We start from the raw sequence: 17,465 nt of genomic DNA, 5'->3' as shown, positions 1-17,465 counted from the left end.
CTCTCCTTCACGCCTGACCGAGGAAGCGCAGGCGCCCGTTGGCGGCGAACTCCTCGCGCAGCGCGGCCTTGTGCTGTTCGGTCATGAGGCTGTATTCGGGTGCGCCCCGCCCGGCCCAGCGGTAGACCCGGTCTGCGGTCCGCCAGCCGTCCATCTGCATCTCCTTCTTGCGCAGCTTGTTCGACCCGGTGGCCGGCAGCGCGTGGGAGACCCGCACGTAGCGCGGCGCCCCCTTGGTGCCGAGGTCCTCCTGCGCGGCCAGGAACTCCGGCAGGCCGAGGTCCTCGAACGAGGTGCCCTCGGGGATCTCGATCGCGGCCATGACCTGGTCGCCGGAGCGCGGGTCGGGCACGCCGAAGACGCCGGCCGCCACGATCAGCGGGTGCCGGCGCAGCACCCGCTCGGTCAGCAGCGCGGAGATGTTCTCGCCGTCCACCCGGATCCAGTCGCCCGACCGGCCGGCGAAGTAGATGTAGCCGTCCTCGTCGACGTAGCCGAGGTCGCCGGTCCAGTACCAACCGTGGCGCACGCGCTCGGCGTTGGCGGCGTCGTTCTTGTAGTAGCCCTCGAACCTCGCGGCGCCGTCGACGTCCACGATCTCGCCGATGGCGTCCTCGGCGTTCGTCACCCGGCCGTGCGCGTCGAGCACGGCGGGCGGGCAGGTCTCGCGGGTCTCGGGGTTGACCACCCGTACGCCGGGCCGCGCCGGGCGGCCGAGCGCCGACGCCGGTCCCTCGGGCGCGAGCCGGATCATGCCCGCGCCCTCGCTGGAGCCGTACGCCTCGATGAGCCGGCAGCCGAAGCGGCGCAGGAACGCGGCCTGGTCCTCCGGCGATGCCTCGGTGCCGAAGGCGTGGTCGAGGGTGTTGTCGGCGTCGTCCGGCCGCTCGGGCTGGGCCAGGACGTACGCGATGGCCTTGCCGACGTAGGTGAAGAACGTCACGCCGTAGAAGCGCACGTCGGCCAGGAAACCGGAGGCGGAGAACCTCGGCACGAGCGCGACGGTCGCCCCGGCGGTCAGCGACGGCGCCCACAGGGCCATCAGCGCGTTGCCGTGGAAGAGCGGCATGCAGCAGTAGCTGACGTCGTGCCGCCGGACGTCGTACTTCTCACAGTTGGCGTAGCCGAGCCCCGTCAGCCGGCCCTGGGAGCAGACGGCGGCCTTGGACGCGCCGGTCGTGCCCGAGGTGAACAGCAGCAGCATCCGCGTCCTGGGCGTGATCTCCGGGTCGCGGACGGGCTCGCAGGCGTGCGCGGCGACCGTGTCCGCGTAGCCGTCGCCGTCCACCAGCAGGAAGCGGTCGCGAGGCACGCCGATGTCGAGGCCGTCGAGCAGCTTCAGGCCGGCCTCGTCGGTGACGACGAGCCGCAGGTCGGCGTGCCTGACCTCCTGCTCCAGGTAGGCGCCGCGCCGGGTGCTGTTGATCCCGACGATCGTCGCGCCGGCCAGGGCGGCGCCGCCGAGCCAGAAGACGTACTCGGGGGTGTTGTCGAGCAACACGCCGATGTGGAAGGGACCTTCCCGGCGCAGGCCCCGGGCCAGCGCCGCCCGGGCGGCACTCTCCCGCACCACCTCGTCCCAGGTCCAGGTGCGCTCACGGGTGCGCAGGCCGGGGTGGTCGTCGCCCAGACGGTCGAGCAGCAGGTCGGCGATTGTCTCCCGGCGCACCGCTAGCCCTTCCGCTGGGTCGGGATCGGGCCGGTCAGCACGCAGTGGGTGCCGCCGTAGATCGCGGTCATGCACTTGTTGCAGTGGATGCACAGCGACCTGACGTTGTTGTCGGCCCGGATGCGGTTGATGAGATCGGGCTCGCGCAGCAGCGCCCGGGCCATTGCGACGAACTGGAAGCCCTCGGCCATCGCCTGGTCCATGACCTGCTTGTTGGTGATCCCGCCGAGCAGGATCAGCGGCATCGTCTTGAGCGCGGCGCGGAACTGCCGGGCGTCGTCGAGCAGGTAGGCGTCCTTGTAGGGGTAGGCGCGCAGGAAGTGCTTGCCGACGAGCTGGACGCCCAGCTTCACCGGCTGCTTCATCACCGCGGCGAACTCGCGCAGCGGGGCGTCGCCCTTGAACAGGTACATGGGGTTGAGCAGCGAGCTGCCGGCGGTGAGCTCCAGGGCGTCGAGCGAGCCGTCCTCCTCCAGCCACCGGGCGACCTTGATGGACTCGTCCAGCCAGAAGCCGCCGGGCACGCCGTCGTCCATGTTGAGCTTCGCGGTGATCGCGATCCGGTCGCCGACCGCGTCGCGCACGGCGCGGGCGATGTCCCTCGACAGGCGGGCCCGGTTCTCCAGGCTGCCGCCGTACTCGTCCTTGCGGTGGTTCACCCTGGGGCTGAGGAACGAGCTGGCGAGGTAGTTGTGCCCGAGGTGGATCTCGACGGCGTCGAAGCCCGCCTCGATCGCCATCTTCGCGGCGTGGGCGTGGGCGGCGACGATGCGCCGCAGGTCGTCCCGGGTCGCGGCCTTGGTGAAGCTCGTCGTGGTGGCGTGGAAGTGCCGGGTGGGGCCGAGCGCGGGCAGCCCGTTCGACCTCGGGTTGGCGACCGGGCCGGCGTGGCCGATCTGCGCGGCGACGGCGGCCCCCTCGGCGTGCACCGCCTCGGTGAGTCTGCGCAGGCCCGGCAGCGCCTCGGGGGTCCACTGGATCTGGCGCCGGTCGGTACGCCCCTCCGGGGCGACCGCGCAGTAGGCCACGGTGGTCATGCCGACGCCGCCCTGGGCGTGGCGTACGTGGAACTCGATCAGCTCGTCGGTGACCAGGCTCCTGCGGCTCAGCCCTTCGTAGGTGGCCGCCTTGATGATGCGGTTGCGCAGGGTCACGGGCCCGAGCTTCGCCGGGGCGAGCACGTCCGGAGCGTTCTGCGCGGCCTCCGGGGACGGGCGCGCTGTCCGGGGCGCTTCCTGAGTCATTGGGGATCCTCCTCTCCGGTCTTCAAGCTGTCCAGACGTTAGTCAGCGGGACCCGCCGGCGATCCGGCGAATCCCGCTGACCGGGAAGAACACGGTGGTCAGGCGCCGCGCGCCTCCAGCGCGGCGGCGATCTGGTCCGTGTGCGCCTGGCCCTCCACGAGCTGGCGCAGCAGCCACAGCCGCAGCACGCGCGCCACCGCCGCGGCGAGGTACAGCGCGGCGCCGGACACGGTCACTGCGGCGCACGCCGTCGCGAGGATCTGGAAGGAGGCGATGTCTCTCAGGTCGTCCTGCGTGAGGGAGTTGTTGTACGCGATGAGCCCGCCGACGACCCCGGCGATCATCAGCAGCACACCGATGACGCGCACCGTGCCGTCGTGCTTCGACCCGTCGGTCTTCAGCTTCATCCGCGCCACGTCAGACATGAACCGCTCGCGTCGTTCCTCGGTCAGCATCGGTCAGCCTCCTAGATAGCTGCTTGAGAGTTGGTCCTCGATGTCGCCGGGGCGGCCGGATGCGACGACGCGTCCGTGCAGCATCAGGGCCGCCGTGTCGGCGATGGGCAGCACGGCCCGGGCGAACTGCTCGGCCACCAGCACCGACAGCCCCTCCGCCACGAGCTGCGCCACGGTTTCGTACATCCGCGTGACGATCATGGGGGCGAGCCCCATGGACAGCTCGTCGAGCAGCAGGATCACCGGATCCGTGCCGAGCGCGCGCGACAGCGCGAGCATCTGCTGCTGACCGCCCGACAGCGAGCCCGCGAGCTGGTGGCGGCGCTCGCCGAGGATCGGGAAGCGGGTGTAGGCGGCCTCCTCCAGGTCCGCCAGGCGGGCCCCGGTCCCGGTCGCGGCCCACAGGTTCTCCCGCACCGTCAGGTTGGGGAACACTCCCCTGCCCTCCGGGATCGAGCAGATGCCGAGCCGGGCGGCGTCCTGGGCCGTGATGCCGTTGACCCGCCGCCCGGCCAGCCGCAGCTCACCTCCCGTGAGTGGCAGCAGACCGGCGCAGACCTTCATCGTGGTCGACTTGCCGCCGCCGTTCGGGCCGAGCAGGGCGACCACCGACCCGGGGTGGACCCGCAGGTCCACCCCGTGCAGCACCTGGATCGGGCCGTAGGCCGCGCGGACCCCGGTGAGCTCGAGCAACGGCGCCTGCTCGTTCACGCGACCTCCTCCCTGCGCACCTCTTCTGTGCCGATTTCCTCTGTGCCGATGTACGCCGCGACGACCTCGGGCGACTCCCGGATCTCCTTCGGCGTACCGGAGGCGATGAGCCTGCCGTAGTCGAGCACGTGGATCGTCGTGCACAGCCGCATGACCAGCGGCAGGTCGTGCTCCACCAGGCAGATCGCCAGTCCCTCGGCGGCGAGGCCGGTCAGCAGCGCGGCGAACGCCTCGGTCTCCCGCTCGGTCTGGCCCGAGGCGGGCTCGTCGAGCAGGAGCACGCGCGGCGCGGTCATCAGCGCCCTGGCGACCTCGACCACCCGGGCCCGGCCGGTCGGGATGGCCGAGACCTCCAGGTGGGCGATGTCCTCCAGCCCGGTGCGCGCCAGGACGCGGTCGGTCTCCTTCTCGACGTCCACCGTGCGCCCGGTGGCGCGCAGGATGTCCCCGGCCACCCTGACGTTGTCGCGCACCGACAGCGACAGGAACAGCTCCAGCCGCTGGAAGGTGCGGGCCAGGCCCAGGCGGGCCCGCCCGGCCGGGGCGAGGCGGGTGACGTCGGCGCCGTCGAGCAGCACCCGCCCGGCGGCCGGCCGCTGCAGGCCGGTGACGGTGTTGAACAACGTGGTCTTGCCGGCGCCGTTCGGGCCGATCAGTCCGGTGACGCACCCGGCCTCGACGCCGATGCTCACCCCGTCGACCGCGGTGTTGCCACCGAACCGCACGGTGACGTCGCGTGTCTCAAGCAACGGCATGGACGCTCGCCTCCTTCGCCATGCGCTCGCGGGCGGGCAGTCCCAGCTCTCGGTCGAGCCGTTCGCGCAGCTCGTCGCTGTACGGCTCGGCCACACCGGCCAGCTCCGGCGGGGTCCGCCTGACGGGTGCGGCCGCCCGCATCCGGCCCGCGACGGGCAACGCCATGACCAGGCACGCGGTCAGGATGGCGAACCACCAGTTGCCGATGACCCCGGTCAGCGCCAGGCCGTACAGCACGGCCTCGACGGCGGCGGCCCCGGCCAGCAGCGCCCTCGCGCCGCGCAGCGTGCGGTAGCCCTCGACGATGTCGTGCACGGTGCCGCTGGGGTTCTTGCCGACGCCCATGCCGATGAGGGCGGTGGCGACCACGAGGAGCTGACCGATCGTCTTGTAGATCGACTCCATCGAGGGGTGCGCGGTGGCGAGGTCGTTGAACGTGCCCACCATGATCGTGAATCCGACGCCGGACACCAGGCCGCCGAACAGCGCGCCGCTGATGTAGCCGATGCCGCCGACGACCGTGAGCATGACCAGCGCGAGGCTCGACATGATGGCGAAGTTGTCGCCCGAGACCGAGCCGCCGGCGCTCGCCATCAGCAGCCCGCCGAGGCCCGCGATGGCCGCCGACAGCATGAACACGCCGAACTTCAGCTTCACCAGGTTCTGGCCGAGCATGGCGGCGGCCGCCGGGCTGTCCTTCATGGCCGCCAGGCGCCGGCCGTACCCGCTGGCGCGCAGCGCGGCCAGGCCGACCCCGATGAGCGCGAACAGCACGGTCGCGGTCATCAGGAGCGTGCGCGGGTCGCGCAGGTCGAACGGGCCCACCTGGAGCGGCGGCACGATCAGCGTGCCGTTGGGGAAGATCGAGAACGTCACGCCGAAGAGCGTGTGCTCGGTGGTGTCGCGCAGCACCATGTTCGACAGGAACACGCCGAACGCCATCGTGGCGAGTGCCAGGTAGAGTCCGCGCAGCCGCAGCGCCGGCAGCGCGACCAGACCGCCGACCACGGCGGTGACGAGGACGGCGAGCAGCACCCCCCACAGCGTCAGCCGGGAGGCCAGGCCGCTGCCGGTGACGCCGAAGTGGAACCCGGTGATCGTGGCCACCGCGCCGAACGACAGCGGGGCGAGATTGAGCTCCCCGGCGTAGCCGGTGAGGAGGGTGAGCGACAGCGCGACGATCGCGAACGTCATGCCGAGCGCGAACGTCGTGATCGACCCGTCGTCCAGGAGCAGCGCGAGCAGGAAGACCGCGGCCACGAGCGCGGCACCCCACACGGCCGCCGAGCGCGGCGTGGGTGGCCGGTACCGCTCCCGGGTGCGCACCGCCGCCACCCGAAGCCGGTCCTGCGGCAGCACGATGAGCACCACGAACAGGATGATCATCGGCAGCGAGACGCGGAGGTTGCCGGCCCATGTCCAGTCGGTCGGGAAGTACGCCATGACGTACGTCGCCGTCATGCCGAGCACCATCGCGCCGGTGAAGGTCCGCGGGATGCTGCGCAGCCGGCCGAACATCGCGGCCGCGAACGCGTCGATGACCAGCAGCGTCAGCTGGTTGGCCTCCAGCGCGCCGCCGCCGATCGGGGTGACCAGGATGCCGGCCAGCACGGCGAGGGTCGAGCCCATCGCCCACGACAGCATGGCGATCCTGTCGGGGTCGTGGCCGTTGAGGCGGAGCAGGTCCGGGTCGTCCACGGCGCCCCGCATGACCACCCCGGCGCGGGTGCGGGTGAACAGCAGCCGCAGCCCGATCGCGACCGCCACGGCGACCACGAGGCAGACGAGCTCGTGAACGCGGACGACCACGCCGCCCAACTCGATCTTCGCGTTCGCCCCGAAGAACATCTCCGTGACCCGGGCCTCTTCGGGGTGCCAGATCCACTGGGAGAGGTAGACCATCCCGAGCATGATGGCGACGGTTACTACGATCTTGGTCACGTCCGCCGTCTCACGCAGCCCCCTCATGATCAGCATGTGGAGCAGGGCCCCCATCGCGGGCCCGGCCAGGCCCACCACGACGACCAGCGACAGCCACATCGGCCAGCCCCAGCCGTAGGTGAGCTGCCAGTAGAGGAACGTGCCCAGCATGGCCTGGGCGCCGTGCGCGAAGTTGAAGATTCCCGAGGTGGTGTAGGTGAGGACCAGCCCGGACGCGGCGATGGCGTAGACCGCGCCGAGGACCAGCCCGAGGATCGTGAAGGTCAGGAACGACGTCATGCGGGGCCCTTGCTCTGGACGGCGAGAACGGCGGCGGACCGGCGGACCGGCCCGCCGCCGGGGCGATCAGGCCTGCGGCTTGATCACGTCGGGGGTGAGGAAGGTGGTCGCGACCCGGTCCTCGCCGAGCTTGGTGCCCCAGGTCGCCGGGTCCGTCTTGAGCAGGTTGCTCTTGTCGCACGCGAACTCGCCCACGGTGGCCGGGGCGACCTGCTTGTAGGTCGAGCCGGTCAGCTTCACCATGAGGGTGCAGTCCGACGGCATGTTGGCGCCCGGGTCGGTCGGGGCGTGCAGGCCGCCGCCGGTCCACTCGTGGATCTGCGACAGCTTGTCGACCATGCACTGGCGGGTGAGGTCGGAGCCGCAGTCCTTGGCCGCGGTGGCCCACAGCAGGAAGGCGGAGGTCGCCTGCATGCCGAGCAGCGCGGTCTTGCCGCCCTCGGCGCCGACCAGGTCGAGGTACTGCCTCACCGCCGGCACCTTGTCGGCGTTCTCGAAGGGCTGGAAGATCAGACCGGCGTGGATGTTGTCGCCCTGGCCGCTGGTGTTCCACTTCGCGACGGCCTGGCTGTACCAGGTGGCCTCGAACACCAGCGTCGGATGGGCGTCCACCCGGTCCAGCGACTCGAGCAGGCTGAACATCGCCGGGTCCGGCGACTTGGACGTCCACAGCGCCTTGACGCCGCATGACTTGAACTTCTCCGCGAACGGCACGTAGCTCGGGTCGCCCTCGGCGTTGAGCTGCACGCCGCACTTCTTCGGCGCGATGCCGAGCTCCTTCATGGCGCCCGCGATCTTGTTGCTGCCCGCCATCACCGCCGGGGAGGTGGAGGTCACCAGGTCCACGGCCGAGGTGAACTCGGGGAAGGTCTTGGCGGCCAGCTTCAGCGGCGCGGCGTTGTAGTAGTCCACCGGGTACGGCACGGCCTCGAACTTCATCGGGCCCATCGCGGCGTTCGGGCCGACGGTGTAGCCCGCGACCACCGGCAGCTTGCACGCGACGCGGTACTGCTCGGCGGACTCGTCCATCGCGAAGCCCTCGCCGACGAGCATGAAGTCCTGCGTGCACGCCTTCTGCATGACGGTGGCCGCCTGCATGTAGGCCGCGTCGTACTGGTGGCCCACGATCTGGCGGCCGTTGATGCCGCCCTGCTTGTTGCACCACTTGATCATGGCGCTCACCGCGTCGCCCATCTCCTTGGACAGACCGGGCGCCTTGGTGAAGCCCCGGTCGTCGCCGTAGCCGATGGTGATCGCGGTGTCCGTGACCCCCTGGTCGGTGGCGCCCTTGGCGTCACCCGGCCCGCAGGGCGAGGCCAGGGTGCCGAACGTCTCCTGACCCTGACCGCCCGCGGCGGCCGGCGACTGCGCGTCGCCGCCGCTCGCCGGGACCGCCGCCGAGCCGCCGCGCTCGCCGGCGCAGCCCGCCAGCATCGCGAGGGCCAGGGCACCGGCCGCCACGCGGCCGATCGCCTTGCCGTTCATCCGGTGGTTCTCCTTTCGCTGACCGCCAGACGGCGGCAGGTGGTGCGGGGGGTGCGGCGGCTCAGCCGAAGTAGGCCTGCCCGCCGTCGAGGGGCACGGTCGCGCCGGTCAGGTAGCGCAGGTCCGGGCCCACGAGTGCGACGACGGCGCGGCCGATGTCCTGCTCGCAGTCGCCGATGTAGCCGAGGGGGATGGTCTTGCGGAACTCCTCCGCCTCCTCGGGGAAGGCCTCCGTCCACCGCTTCAGGCCCGGGGACAGGGCGTGCGGGGCGATGTTGTTGGCGCGGATGCCGTCGGGCCCCCACTCGGCCGCCGCCGTGCGGGTCAGCGAGCGCAGCGCCTGCTTGGCCGCGGCGTACGCGCCGTACGTGGAGGGGTCCCAGCGGACCATCGCCGAGGTGACGAGGTTGACGATGCTGCCGCCCCCGCGCGCCTTCATGTGGGGATGACAGGCCTTCATGAACGCGAACGCGGCGAACGGGCCGCTGCGGAAGCCCTTCTGGAAGGCCGCGTCGCTCATCGACAGCAGCGTGCCGTACGCGCCGGTGTAGGCGTTGTTGACGAGGATGTCCACCCCGCCGAACCGGGTCACGACGGCCTCGACCACCGCGGGGATCGCCTCGGTCTCGGTCACGTCGCACGCGAACGGCTCCGCCGTCCCGCCGCGCTCACGGATCAGCTCGCAGGTCGTCTCCAGCTTCGCCGCCGTGCGGCCGAGCACCGCCACGGACGCGCCTTCCGCGGCGAGGGCGAGCGCGATGCCCTGGCCGACGCCTTGACCGGCTCCCGTAACAATCGCGACTTTCCCGTCCAGGCTTCCCATGCGTCTTCCGTTCCGCCGTGTGTTGGGCCGAAATAGTGCTGTGACGCGGCACACCAAAAGTGGGCAGTCCCGCTCACCGGGAACAGGCTTCACCGCCGCGCGGCTCCGGCGTGAGCCGGTCCCGGTCACCGGGAAGTGCGCCGCCGTGCCGGTCGGCGTCGGATTGGGTGGGACACCCTGAGTGGGACATCCGAGTGAAAAACAGCCGGTCGACGGGCGTGCGGACGTCCGGGTGGTGATCGGTCCGCACGTCACCCTGGTCGATTAGGCGAGCTGCTGGTCGAAGCGCTCGCGCGCCCATCCGGGCGTCGTGAAGCGGCCCGTTCACGTCCTCGTGACGGACGCGCGCACTATTCCGAGATCGGCCCGCCGAGCCGGAGGCGCTTGAAATCGGTCGCCTGGGCGGCGATCGCCTTCTCCGTGGGGAGGCGTTCCATCGACGAGGCCCCGAAGAAGCCGGCGATCCCGTCCGTGTGGTCGAGGACGAACTGGGCGTCCTCCGGTTCGGCGATGGGGCCGCCGTGGCAGAGCACGATGACGTCCGGGTTCACCGCGACGGCGGCGTCGCGCATCTCCTGCACCGCGGCGGCCGCCTCTTCGAGGGTGAGGGCGGTCTCCGCGCCGATGCTGCCGCTCGTGGTCAACCCCACGTGGGGCACGAGGACGTCGGCTCCGGCCTCGGCCATCGCCGCGGCCTGCTCGGCGTCGAAGACGTAGGGGGCGGTGAGCAGGTCACGCCGGTGCGCTTCCCTGATCATGTCCACCTCGAGCCGGTAGCCCATCCCGGTCTCCTCGAGGTTCTGCCGGAACCTGCCGTCGTACAGGCCCACGGTGGGGAAGTTCTGCACGCCGGCGAAGCCCATCGCCTTCAACTGGTCGAGGAAGGGGCCCATGAGGCGGAAGGGGTCCGTGCCGCAGACCCCGGCCAGCACGGGGGTGTCGCGTACGACCGGGAGAACCTCCCTGGCCATGTCGACGACGATCGCGTTGGCGTCGCCGTACGGGAGCAACCCGGCGAGCGACCCACGGCCGGCCATGCGGTAGCGGCCCGAGTTGTAGATGATCAGCAGGTCGACGCCGCCGGCCTCCGCGGCCTTGGCCGACAGGCCGGTGCCGGCGCCCGCTCCGATGATGGGCCGGCCGGCCTCGACGGTGGCGCGCAGGCGTCCGAGAGCGGTCTCGCGGTTCATCTCATTCTCCAGTTCGGCGTGCGCGGATGAGGCGGTGCAGGGCTTCGGCCGCGGTCCGGCCGAATCCCGGATCGTTGATCGCGGCGTCCACCTCGTGGACGGGGACGCCGGTGTCCGCGAGGCCGTCCCGCAGCGCGGTGAAGCAGGCGGCGTCGGCGTCGGGGTCGGCGAACGGCCCGCCTTCGACGTCGATCCCGGAGACGCCCTTGAGTGGCAGGTAGACCTCCACGGGCCCGGTGGCGCGGCCGAGCTTGGCGCCGATCCTGGCCCCCAGCTCGGCCATCTCCTCGCGGGTCGTCCGCATGAGGGTGACTGTGGGGTTGTGCACCAGGAACTTCCGGTCCGCGAACTTTTCCGGGACGGTGTCGCGGGGCCCGAAGTTGACCATGTCGAGCGCGCCGACGCTGACCACCTGCGGGATGCCGGCTCGCCCCGCCGCCTCCAGCCGGTGGGGGCCGGCGGTGAGGACCCCGCCGACGAGGTCGTCGGCCAGCTCGGTGGTGGTCAGGTCGAGGACGCCGTCGAGCATGCCGGAGGCGGCGAGGGCCTCCATCGCCCGCCCGCCGGAACCGGTGGCGTGGAAGACCAGCACTTCGTATCCGGCACTCGTCAGGAAGTCACGCGCTTCGTCGACGGCGGGCGTGGTGAGGCCGAACATCGTGGCGCCGACGAGCTTGCGCTCGTCGCCGGTCTCGTGACGGACCCGGGCGTACCGCTGGGCCATCCCTGCCGCCGCGGCGGCGGCGTTGCCGAGAACCGCGCGTGAGAGCCGGTTGATGCCGGAGATGTCCACGACGGAGTACATGAAGGTGACGTCGACGTCTCCGACATAGGGACCGACGTCGCCCGAGGCCATGGTCGAGACCAGCAGCTTGGGCACGCCGACGGGCAGGGCCTGCAGCGCACGGGCGGCGACGGACGAACCGCTGGAACCGCCGATCGCGAGAAGGCCGTCGAGGCGCCCCTCGTCGAAAAGCCGCCGGACGATCACGGCGGCGCCGGTCGCCATCGCGTCCATCGCGGCGCCGCGGTCGCGGGCGGCGCGGAGCAGGTCAAGCTCGGCGCCCGCCGCCCGGGCCACCTCGTCCGCGCCGATGCCGGCGAGGTCCGCCCCATGGGCGAAGGTGCCCACATTGATCACCAGCGCGTCGCAGCCCGCGTCACGCAGCTGGTCGCGGACCCAGCGATACTCCTCGGTCTTGGTGTCCAGCGTTCCCAGCAGCACCACCGTCGCCACCGCGGCCTCCTGTCGTCGTCGACCTGCGCGTACGGTCGACGATGCCCGGCCGTGGCCGAATCGGCCAGGCCAATCGCGCAGAATTGGTCCATGGCACGTGCGGAACACGTCGACAGCGCCGCCCTGGCCCGCTTGATCGGGGGGTGGTGGGCGGAGGACGTGCCGCTGCCGCACGCGCTCGCCGGCGCGCTGGCCGAGCTGATCGCCGGGAACGTACTGGTGGACGGGGCCGCGCTGCCGCCGCAACGCGCGCTGGCCGCCGCGCTGGGCGTGTCCCGCGGGACCGTCGCCGAGGCGTACGCGAAAATTGATCAATGCGGTATTTCAGTGCGACGGGCTGGACTGCGATCTTCTCGGGGACGGAGACCGAGATTGGACGCATGCGACCGGTGGAGGCGTGGGATCCGGCTACTGGGGTGGCGCTTGTCGTGGATCCTCAACGCGGTGCGCTGCATCCTGTCACCGACTGGCCGGACTTCTCCCATCTGGAACGGGAGAGCGTGTTGTGAGCGTCATCCCAGGGGGCGGATGGCGTGCTCACTGGAACGATGGGTACGACGGCACGCCGGTGACTGAGGCGGTACTTGCTTGGCTTATCCATACTGATGGTCGAGCCACTCCCATCAGCGTCGGCCCCGACGGCACCGTTGACACAGCAGAACTGGCTGATCGTATTCTTGCGCCCGAACAACATTTGGACTGAGTCGGTAGCAGGAAGAGGATCGCGTCTAGATCTCTGGTCCTGACCTGGGCCCTCGAGGTTGGAGCGGGTGACGGGAATCGAACCCGCGCTGTCAGCTTGGGAATTGCATGGATCACGGCTCGTACGGGCGCTGACCTGGGCGTGGAACCGGTCATGAGTAACCGCGGTTGCCCCCTCGTCACCCTGCTTAATGGCCCGCTAATGGCCCGGCGGCCAGGCGCAGGACCTGCGGTGTATGCGATGCGCGCACTCCGACTTTGTTCTGCAGGGAAGGGCTAGCCGATTCTGTCCCAATGCAGAGGCCTTCTGGTTTGATCACCGTCATGGAACATAAGGCGACACTCCACGAGCCGATGACTCCGGCACATTTCGCGGTGGAGCACGGCGACCTGAGGGAACTGACCCGATTGCTCGACGCCGGTGCCGACCCGAATGAGGTGTGGTCCGACATGACCCTGCTCGTGCATGCGATCGACGTGGAGGCGGACGGAGCAACCCAGACCGGAGAGCCACTGGACGCTGCATGCACCGCGGTGCTCTTGGCCTATGGGGCCGATCCCGAACGCCCGGGCCCCGATGGAACAATCCCGCGACTCTTCGCCTTCCACTACGGTCATGGGCTGGCGGTCCGGTTGCTTGAGGCTCACATCGCTCGCCGTCACGGCGGCACCATGCCGAACCCCTGCCCGGAGCTTCCTCCAGCAGAACCCCGTATGTGAAGGGCGGCAGGATGCGCGTGGTCGTTGATGGCCGGCAGGTCAGGTCGGAACCTGGTTTCCACCGGATACTGGCAGGGCCGCTGGACTTCGGTCCCTACTACGGACACAACCTCGCCGCGCTTTGGGACAGGTTGAGCACCGACGCAGAACGGTCGGTGGAGCTGATGTGGACCCATTGGGAGGAAAGCAGGGCGAACCTGCAGACCGAGGTCTTCGACAAGATCTGCAGGATTCTGACGTGCGTTCAGGCACAGGACGCGGAATGGAACTGGCGCGAGCGCTTCACCTTCGAATTGCGCGGCGCGCACACTCCGCCTACCTGATCACCCCGTTTGCCGTCGACCCGCCCGAAGGGGTAGCGGGCCAAGGCCGCCGGGTCCATGGTGGAGCGCCCTACTGGCGAACGACCTGGACCCGGCGGCCTTGGTCTGCTCGGCTTGTCCCGGGTCGATGGCGGGCGGGGTGATCAGGCCCCTACCTCAGCCCGCTACGGCCAGGCACGATGGGCGGGCCGTTGGTGATCATCCGGAGCCGGAGTGCCTCCGCGTGCGCCACGAGGCGCTGTTTGTCCGAACGGAGGTGAGAGACCGTCCGTCTCCTCGTCGTCGTAGCGGCGGGGTGAAGCTGGAGGCAGCCTGAGCCGGGGGTCGCCGGGGAGGGTGGGAGCAGCCTCGACAAAGCCGTGCCGGGTCAGCACTGCCGGATGGGTCGGGCGCGGCAAGCGAGACGGGAAGGTATACGCGAGGAACCGGTGTTGTTACGCCTCTTGACGCTCCACCAGCTCTAACCCGGTGGATGTGGGCTGGTTGGCGGTGCGCACCCCGCTGGGCGAGGTCGGGCGGGGGAACTCTTGGTCGGGTCTGCGGGGGCCGGGCCGGAGGCCACGGGTGAAGAGCTACGGGAGTAGCCGGTGGCGATGCCGCAGGGGCAGAGCCGGGTGCCTAACCCGTCGATCGGACGACAGTGAACGTGGGAACCGTCTGCGTGCGTTCCTCGTCTGCCCTTCTTCCGGAAGGGTTGGGGTGGGGATAGGTGCGACGTCGGCCGAAGGCGCGGACGGGACGGAGCCGCCGTAGTACTCCGAGCGCGGGAGAGCCGCGTACATGGGGAAGGGCGGCAGCGTGTTCGTCAAGGAGGAAAGTAATGTCCGAAGACGCGCCGGTGAATATCGGCGCCGTGGCGTGGCCGGATCCTGATTCGGCGTACGTCGCGGTACGGAGTATGCAGACCAAGTTGCACCGTTGGGCGGGCGAGGACTCGTCCCGCCGGTTCGGTGACCTGTTCAACCTCGTTTATCACCCCGCGTTTCTGGTGCACGCGTGGGAGCGCGTGTCGAAGAACCTCGGGGCACGGACTCCGGGAGTCGACAAGGTCACGGTGGCCATGGTCGAGACCTGGGTGGGGGTGGAAGAGTTCCTGACCAGGATCCGGGCCTCGCTGAAATCAGGCGAGTTCCGGCCGGCCGAGGTGCGGCAGGTGATGATCCCGAAGTCGAACGGAAAGCTCCGTAAGCTCGGGATACCTACTGTTGCCGACCGGGTGGTCCAGGCCAGCCTGAAGCTGGTGCTCGAACCCATCTTCGAGGCGGATTTCAAACCGTGCTCGTATGGGTTCCGCCCGAACCGGCGCGCCCATGACGCGATCGCCGACATCCACAACCTGGCTTCCGCACCGAGCAACTACCACTGGGTGCTGGAGGCCGACATCAAGGCTTGTTTCGACGAGATCGACCACACGGCCCTGATGGCCCGGTTCCGGGCACGGATCAAGGACAAGCGCATCTGCGCACTGGTGAAGGCATTCTTGAAAGCCGGGGTCCTCACCGACCTCGGCGATCGGGAAGACACCACCACGGGCACCCCACAGGGTGGGATCCTCTCCCCGCTGCTGGCCAATATCGCCCTGACCGTGTTGGACGAGCATTTCGACCGGCAGCGGCGGGAAGACATGGCCACCGACACGCAGCGGCGCCGACGCAAGAAGAACGGCCCCGGCAACTGGAAGCTCATCCGATACGCCGACGACTTCGTCGTCATGGTGTCCGGACAGCGCCAGCATGCCGAGGCATTGCGGGAGCAGGTGGCAGCCGTGCTCGCCCCGCTGGGGCTGCGACTGTCGCCGGAGAAGACCCACGTGGTCCACATTGACGAGGGGTTTGACTTCCTCGGCCACCACATCCGCCGTCAGCGGAAGCGAGGAACCAACCAGCACCGCGTCTACACCAAGCCGTCCAGGAAAGCCATCCAGGCGATCAAGGACAAGGTGAAGGCCAAGACGCACAGGTCAACCCGCCACACCGATCTCGACGAGCTGCTCCGCAGCTTGAACCGATCGCTAGCGGGGTGGGCGAACTACTTCCGACACGGGTCGTCCAAGGCCGTGTTCAGCGCCATCGACCAACACGCCTGGGGTCGGATCATGCGCTGGACCCGCGCCAAGTACAAGCGCGGACACCACCCGATCGGGATGTCAGAACTGCGCCGCCGCTTCTGCGACCAGGGCTGGCGGTTCGCCCACAACGGAGTCGTGTTCACCGGCGCAGCCAGCGTCACGGTCGAACGCTACCGCTACCGCGGCAGCAAGATCCCGACTCCATGGACCCCGACACCGGCCGCCGTCACCAGCGGCTGACCAACGGGCAAGACACGCGGAGAGCCCGATGCCGAGTAATCGGCACGTCGGGTTCGGCGGGCGGGCCGCGGAAACCCACCGGGGGCAACCCCGGCAGGGCGCCGCGGTCCGACCCAACCGGAGGCATGGTTGTCCCGGCTGCGCCCCGCTACAGTCGCCGTCGTGGCTCAGGATCTTTCACCCCTCGATCGGCTTACTGTCCTTGTTCCTCCGCCGGCCACGCCGGTGTTTGGTACCCGTGATTGGGATGAGGTCTTCGCTGACCTTGGCCTCCGGCTTCCGGCCGACTATGTCGCGTTCCTAGAGCGCTATGGAAGCTGTGAGTTCGCTCGCTGGCTCAGCATCAAGGACGATCGGGCGCTCACACACGAGCAGTGTGTTCTCGCGCCGGAGTGGATGGATCACTACCGGGACCTCAGGGGTGATTATCCCGAGGACTTCCCCCTAGCAATGTGGCCTGAGCCTGGGGGGTTCTTCCCGTGGGGCTCCACCATAGATGGCGACTACCTCGGTTGGATGACGGTGGGCACGCCGGAGGAATGGCCTGTGGCGCTCATCATTGACGATCACGAGGCGCAGGAGCACTTGTTCAGGGAGACCATGACTGAGTGGCTGGTCGGGTGGGCTTCGGGCGCGCGCTTCGACAGCAGTGGGTTCGCTCGTGGAGCTGAAGGTCACCCCCTGGTGTGTGAACCGTGGTAGTAGGGCGACTCTCTCGTGGGCGCGGGCCGAGCACGGCGCACGCGAGAACGGCCTCCAGGCCGCACGCGCAGCGTGCGGCCGAGCGCAGGCCCGCGCGCGGTGGCGGCCGCGCAGCGCCGCCCTTGATCCTCTACGAGCGCAATTCGGCAGGGAGGATGCCGAAATCGCTAACCAGACAGAAACCTCATTCTGATGGGTATAAGAGGAGATCCTGGGCACTCCCCCACTCCTGCTTTCTGAGACTGCTGGCGGCGCGCGGTGGACGCCTTGATTGATCCCAGCGAGCTCACAGGGCCATCTCAAAGTTGACCGAAACGCTCGTTTCTGCGCGTATACGGGAGCGCGTACAGCAGCGCCGCGACCTCCCGCCCCCCTCTACCTGCCGCGCGCTGCGGCAGGCCGCCGGCCTCCGCCACCACCCAGGCCGTCTCGTACTGGGCGCTGGGGCGGCGCACCCCACGGGGCCGCTACCGCGAGGCCTACCTCGAGGCGCTCAACGCCCTGCGCGAGGTCGCGACATGAGTGGCCGCCGCTCCCCCGGCGAAACCTCACTCACCGACACGCCCCCGACCGCATCACTGCACGTCAAACGAGTGTCGATCTTGCCCGGGGACGTTAACGCCCGGATCTGCTACTCCACGCACCATGACTCACAGGCAGACCGCCGACAGCCGCCAGGAGCGGACACCCGCCCCCACGGACCGGCACACCCTGACCGTCCCCGAGACCGCGCGACTGCTCGGCATCTCCGACGACGCCACATACGACGCGGTACAGCGCGGAGACATCCCCTCGATCCGAATCGGACAGAAGATCTCGATCCCCAGCGCCAAGCTCGGGGCATGACGAGCATCCGAACGAAAAGTCCCGTTAGCAGAGCAGAGTTGAGCGGCTTGCCGTGACTTTCCGTTCGAATGCGT

General features: G+C 69.7%; 16 protein-coding genes. 6 read left to right on the top strand and 10 right to left on the bottom strand.

Annotated elements, in window-relative coordinates; translation table 11 throughout:
* Positions 1-7: 7 nt before the first annotated feature.
* The 10 genes from HHX41_RS38135 to HHX41_RS38090 form a co-directional block, all read right to left on the bottom strand.
* Positions 8-1,669 (bottom strand): AMP-binding protein, encoded by a 1,662-nt coding sequence (locus HHX41_RS38135; protein WP_182909825.1) that lies wholly within the window; start codon positions 1,667-1,669, stop codon positions 8-10.
* Between the two features lie 2 nt (positions 1,670-1,671).
* Positions 1,672-2,913: an NADH:flavin oxidoreductase gene (locus HHX41_RS38130; RefSeq protein WP_182909824.1), complete on the bottom strand. Its 1,242-nt coding sequence runs from the start codon at positions 2,911-2,913 to the stop codon at positions 1,672-1,674.
* Positions 2,914-3,011: 98 nt separating this feature from the next.
* The gene (locus tag HHX41_RS38125) at positions 3,012-3,368 is read right to left on the bottom strand and encodes a hypothetical protein (RefSeq protein WP_182909823.1); all 357 of its coding nucleotides are present in this window, start codon (positions 3,366-3,368) and stop codon (positions 3,012-3,014) included.
* A gap of 3 nt (positions 3,369-3,371) precedes the next feature.
* Positions 3,372-4,079 carry an ABC transporter ATP-binding protein gene (locus HHX41_RS38120; RefSeq protein ID WP_182909822.1) on the bottom strand — a complete coding sequence of 236 codons (708 nt, stop codon included), beginning with the start codon at positions 4,077-4,079 and terminating at the stop codon, positions 3,372-3,374.
* Positions 4,076-4,834 carry an ABC transporter ATP-binding protein gene (locus tag HHX41_RS38115; RefSeq protein ID WP_182909821.1) on the bottom strand — a complete coding sequence of 253 codons (759 nt, stop codon included), beginning with the start codon at positions 4,832-4,834 and terminating at the stop codon, positions 4,076-4,078. Before HHX41_RS38115 ends, HHX41_RS38120 begins: the two co-directional genes overlap by 4 nt.
* Positions 4,821-7,055 (bottom strand): ABC transporter permease, encoded by a 2,235-nt coding sequence (locus tag HHX41_RS38110; RefSeq protein WP_182909820.1) that lies wholly within the window; start codon positions 7,053-7,055, stop codon positions 4,821-4,823. The genes HHX41_RS38115 and HHX41_RS38110 overlap by 14 nt, the downstream gene beginning before the upstream one ends.
* Before the next feature lie 66 nt (positions 7,056-7,121).
* The gene (locus HHX41_RS38105; RefSeq protein WP_169989121.1) at positions 7,122-8,540 is read right to left on the bottom strand and encodes an ABC transporter substrate-binding protein; all 1,419 of its coding nucleotides are present in this window, start codon (positions 8,538-8,540) and stop codon (positions 7,122-7,124) included.
* 61 nt (positions 8,541-8,601) lie between these two features.
* Complete coding sequence (locus HHX41_RS38100; protein WP_182909819.1) at positions 8,602-9,363, bottom strand: SDR family NAD(P)-dependent oxidoreductase; 762 nt, start codon at positions 9,361-9,363, stop codon at positions 8,602-8,604.
* A gap of 350 nt (positions 9,364-9,713) precedes the next feature.
* Positions 9,714-10,553, bottom strand: a complete 840-nt coding sequence (locus HHX41_RS38095; protein ID WP_182909818.1) for a phosphoenolpyruvate hydrolase family protein — start codon at positions 10,551-10,553, stop codon at positions 9,714-9,716.
* 1 nt (position 10,554) lies between these two features.
* On the bottom strand, positions 10,555-11,790 hold the full coding sequence (locus tag HHX41_RS38090; RefSeq protein ID WP_182909817.1) for a Tm-1-like ATP-binding domain-containing protein: 1,236 nt from the start codon (positions 11,788-11,790) through the stop codon (positions 10,555-10,557).
* 90 nt (positions 11,791-11,880) lie between these two features.
* Here HHX41_RS38090 and HHX41_RS38085 point away from each other — a divergent pair, with 90 nt between their 5' ends.
* The 6 genes from HHX41_RS38085 (at position 11,881) to HHX41_RS38060 (ending at position 17,391) form a co-directional block, all read left to right on the top strand.
* On the top strand, positions 11,881-12,366 hold the full coding sequence (locus HHX41_RS38085) for a GntR family transcriptional regulator (protein WP_182909816.1): 486 nt from the start codon (positions 11,881-11,883) through the stop codon (positions 12,364-12,366).
* Positions 12,367-12,804: 438 nt separating this feature from the next.
* Entirely contained in the window at positions 12,805-13,212 is a 408-nt protein-coding gene (locus tag HHX41_RS38080; protein ID WP_220504804.1) for an ankyrin repeat domain-containing protein, read from the top strand.
* An 11-nt stretch (positions 13,213-13,223) separates the two neighbouring features.
* Positions 13,224-13,535 carry a barstar family protein gene (locus HHX41_RS38075; RefSeq protein WP_182909815.1) on the top strand — a complete coding sequence of 104 codons (312 nt, stop codon included), beginning with the start codon at positions 13,224-13,226 and terminating at the stop codon, positions 13,533-13,535.
* 820 nt (positions 13,536-14,355) lie between these two features.
* The gene (gene ltrA / locus HHX41_RS38070) at positions 14,356-15,843 is read left to right on the top strand and encodes a group II intron reverse transcriptase/maturase (RefSeq protein ID WP_182909814.1); all 1,488 of its coding nucleotides are present in this window, start codon (positions 14,356-14,358) and stop codon (positions 15,841-15,843) included.
* A 162-nt stretch (positions 15,844-16,005) separates the two neighbouring features.
* Complete coding sequence (locus HHX41_RS38065) at positions 16,006-16,545, top strand: SMI1/KNR4 family protein (protein WP_182909813.1); 540 nt, start codon at positions 16,006-16,008, stop codon at positions 16,543-16,545.
* Positions 16,546-17,190: 645 nt separating this feature from the next.
* Entirely contained in the window at positions 17,191-17,391 is a 201-nt protein-coding gene (locus tag HHX41_RS38060) for a helix-turn-helix domain-containing protein (protein ID WP_182909812.1), read from the top strand.
* Positions 17,392-17,465 lie beyond the last annotated feature (74 nt).

It is taken from the genome of Microbispora sp. H13382, assembly GCF_014161445.1.
Classification (GTDB): domain Bacteria; phylum Actinomycetota; class Actinomycetes; order Streptosporangiales; family Streptosporangiaceae; genus Microbispora.
This window is presented reverse-complemented; position numbering and strand designations above follow the sequence as displayed.

Coding starts and splice junctions, on each gene's coding strand:
- HHX41_RS38105 (WP_169989121.1), bottom strand. CDS start 8,540: ATGAACGGCAAGGCGATCGGCCGCGTGGCGGCCGGTGCCCTGGCCCTC.
- HHX41_RS38130 (WP_182909824.1), bottom strand. CDS start 2,913: ATGACTCAGGAAGCGCCCCGGACAGCGCGCCCGTCCCCGGAGGCCGCG.
- HHX41_RS38085 (WP_182909816.1), top strand. CDS start 11,881: ATGGCACGTGCGGAACACGTCGACAGCGCCGCCCTGGCCCGCTTGATC.
- HHX41_RS38100 (WP_182909819.1), bottom strand. CDS start 9,363: ATGGGAAGCCTGGACGGGAAAGTCGCGATTGTTACGGGAGCCGGTCAA.
- HHX41_RS38115 (WP_182909821.1), bottom strand. CDS start 4,834: ATGCCGTTGCTTGAGACACGCGACGTCACCGTGCGGTTCGGTGGCAAC.
- HHX41_RS38125 (WP_182909823.1), bottom strand. CDS start 3,368: ATGCTGACCGAGGAACGACGCGAGCGGTTCATGTCTGACGTGGCGCGG.
- HHX41_RS38110 (WP_182909820.1), bottom strand. CDS start 7,055: ATGACGTCGTTCCTGACCTTCACGATCCTCGGGCTGGTCCTCGGCGCG.
- HHX41_RS38060 (WP_182909812.1), top strand. CDS start 17,191: ATGACTCACAGGCAGACCGCCGACAGCCGCCAGGAGCGGACACCCGCC.
- ltrA (WP_182909814.1), top strand. CDS start 14,356: ATGTCCGAAGACGCGCCGGTGAATATCGGCGCCGTGGCGTGGCCGGAT.
- HHX41_RS38075 (WP_182909815.1), top strand. CDS start 13,224: ATGCGCGTGGTCGTTGATGGCCGGCAGGTCAGGTCGGAACCTGGTTTC.
- HHX41_RS38095 (WP_182909818.1), bottom strand. CDS start 10,553: ATGAACCGCGAGACCGCTCTCGGACGCCTGCGCGCCACCGTCGAGGCC.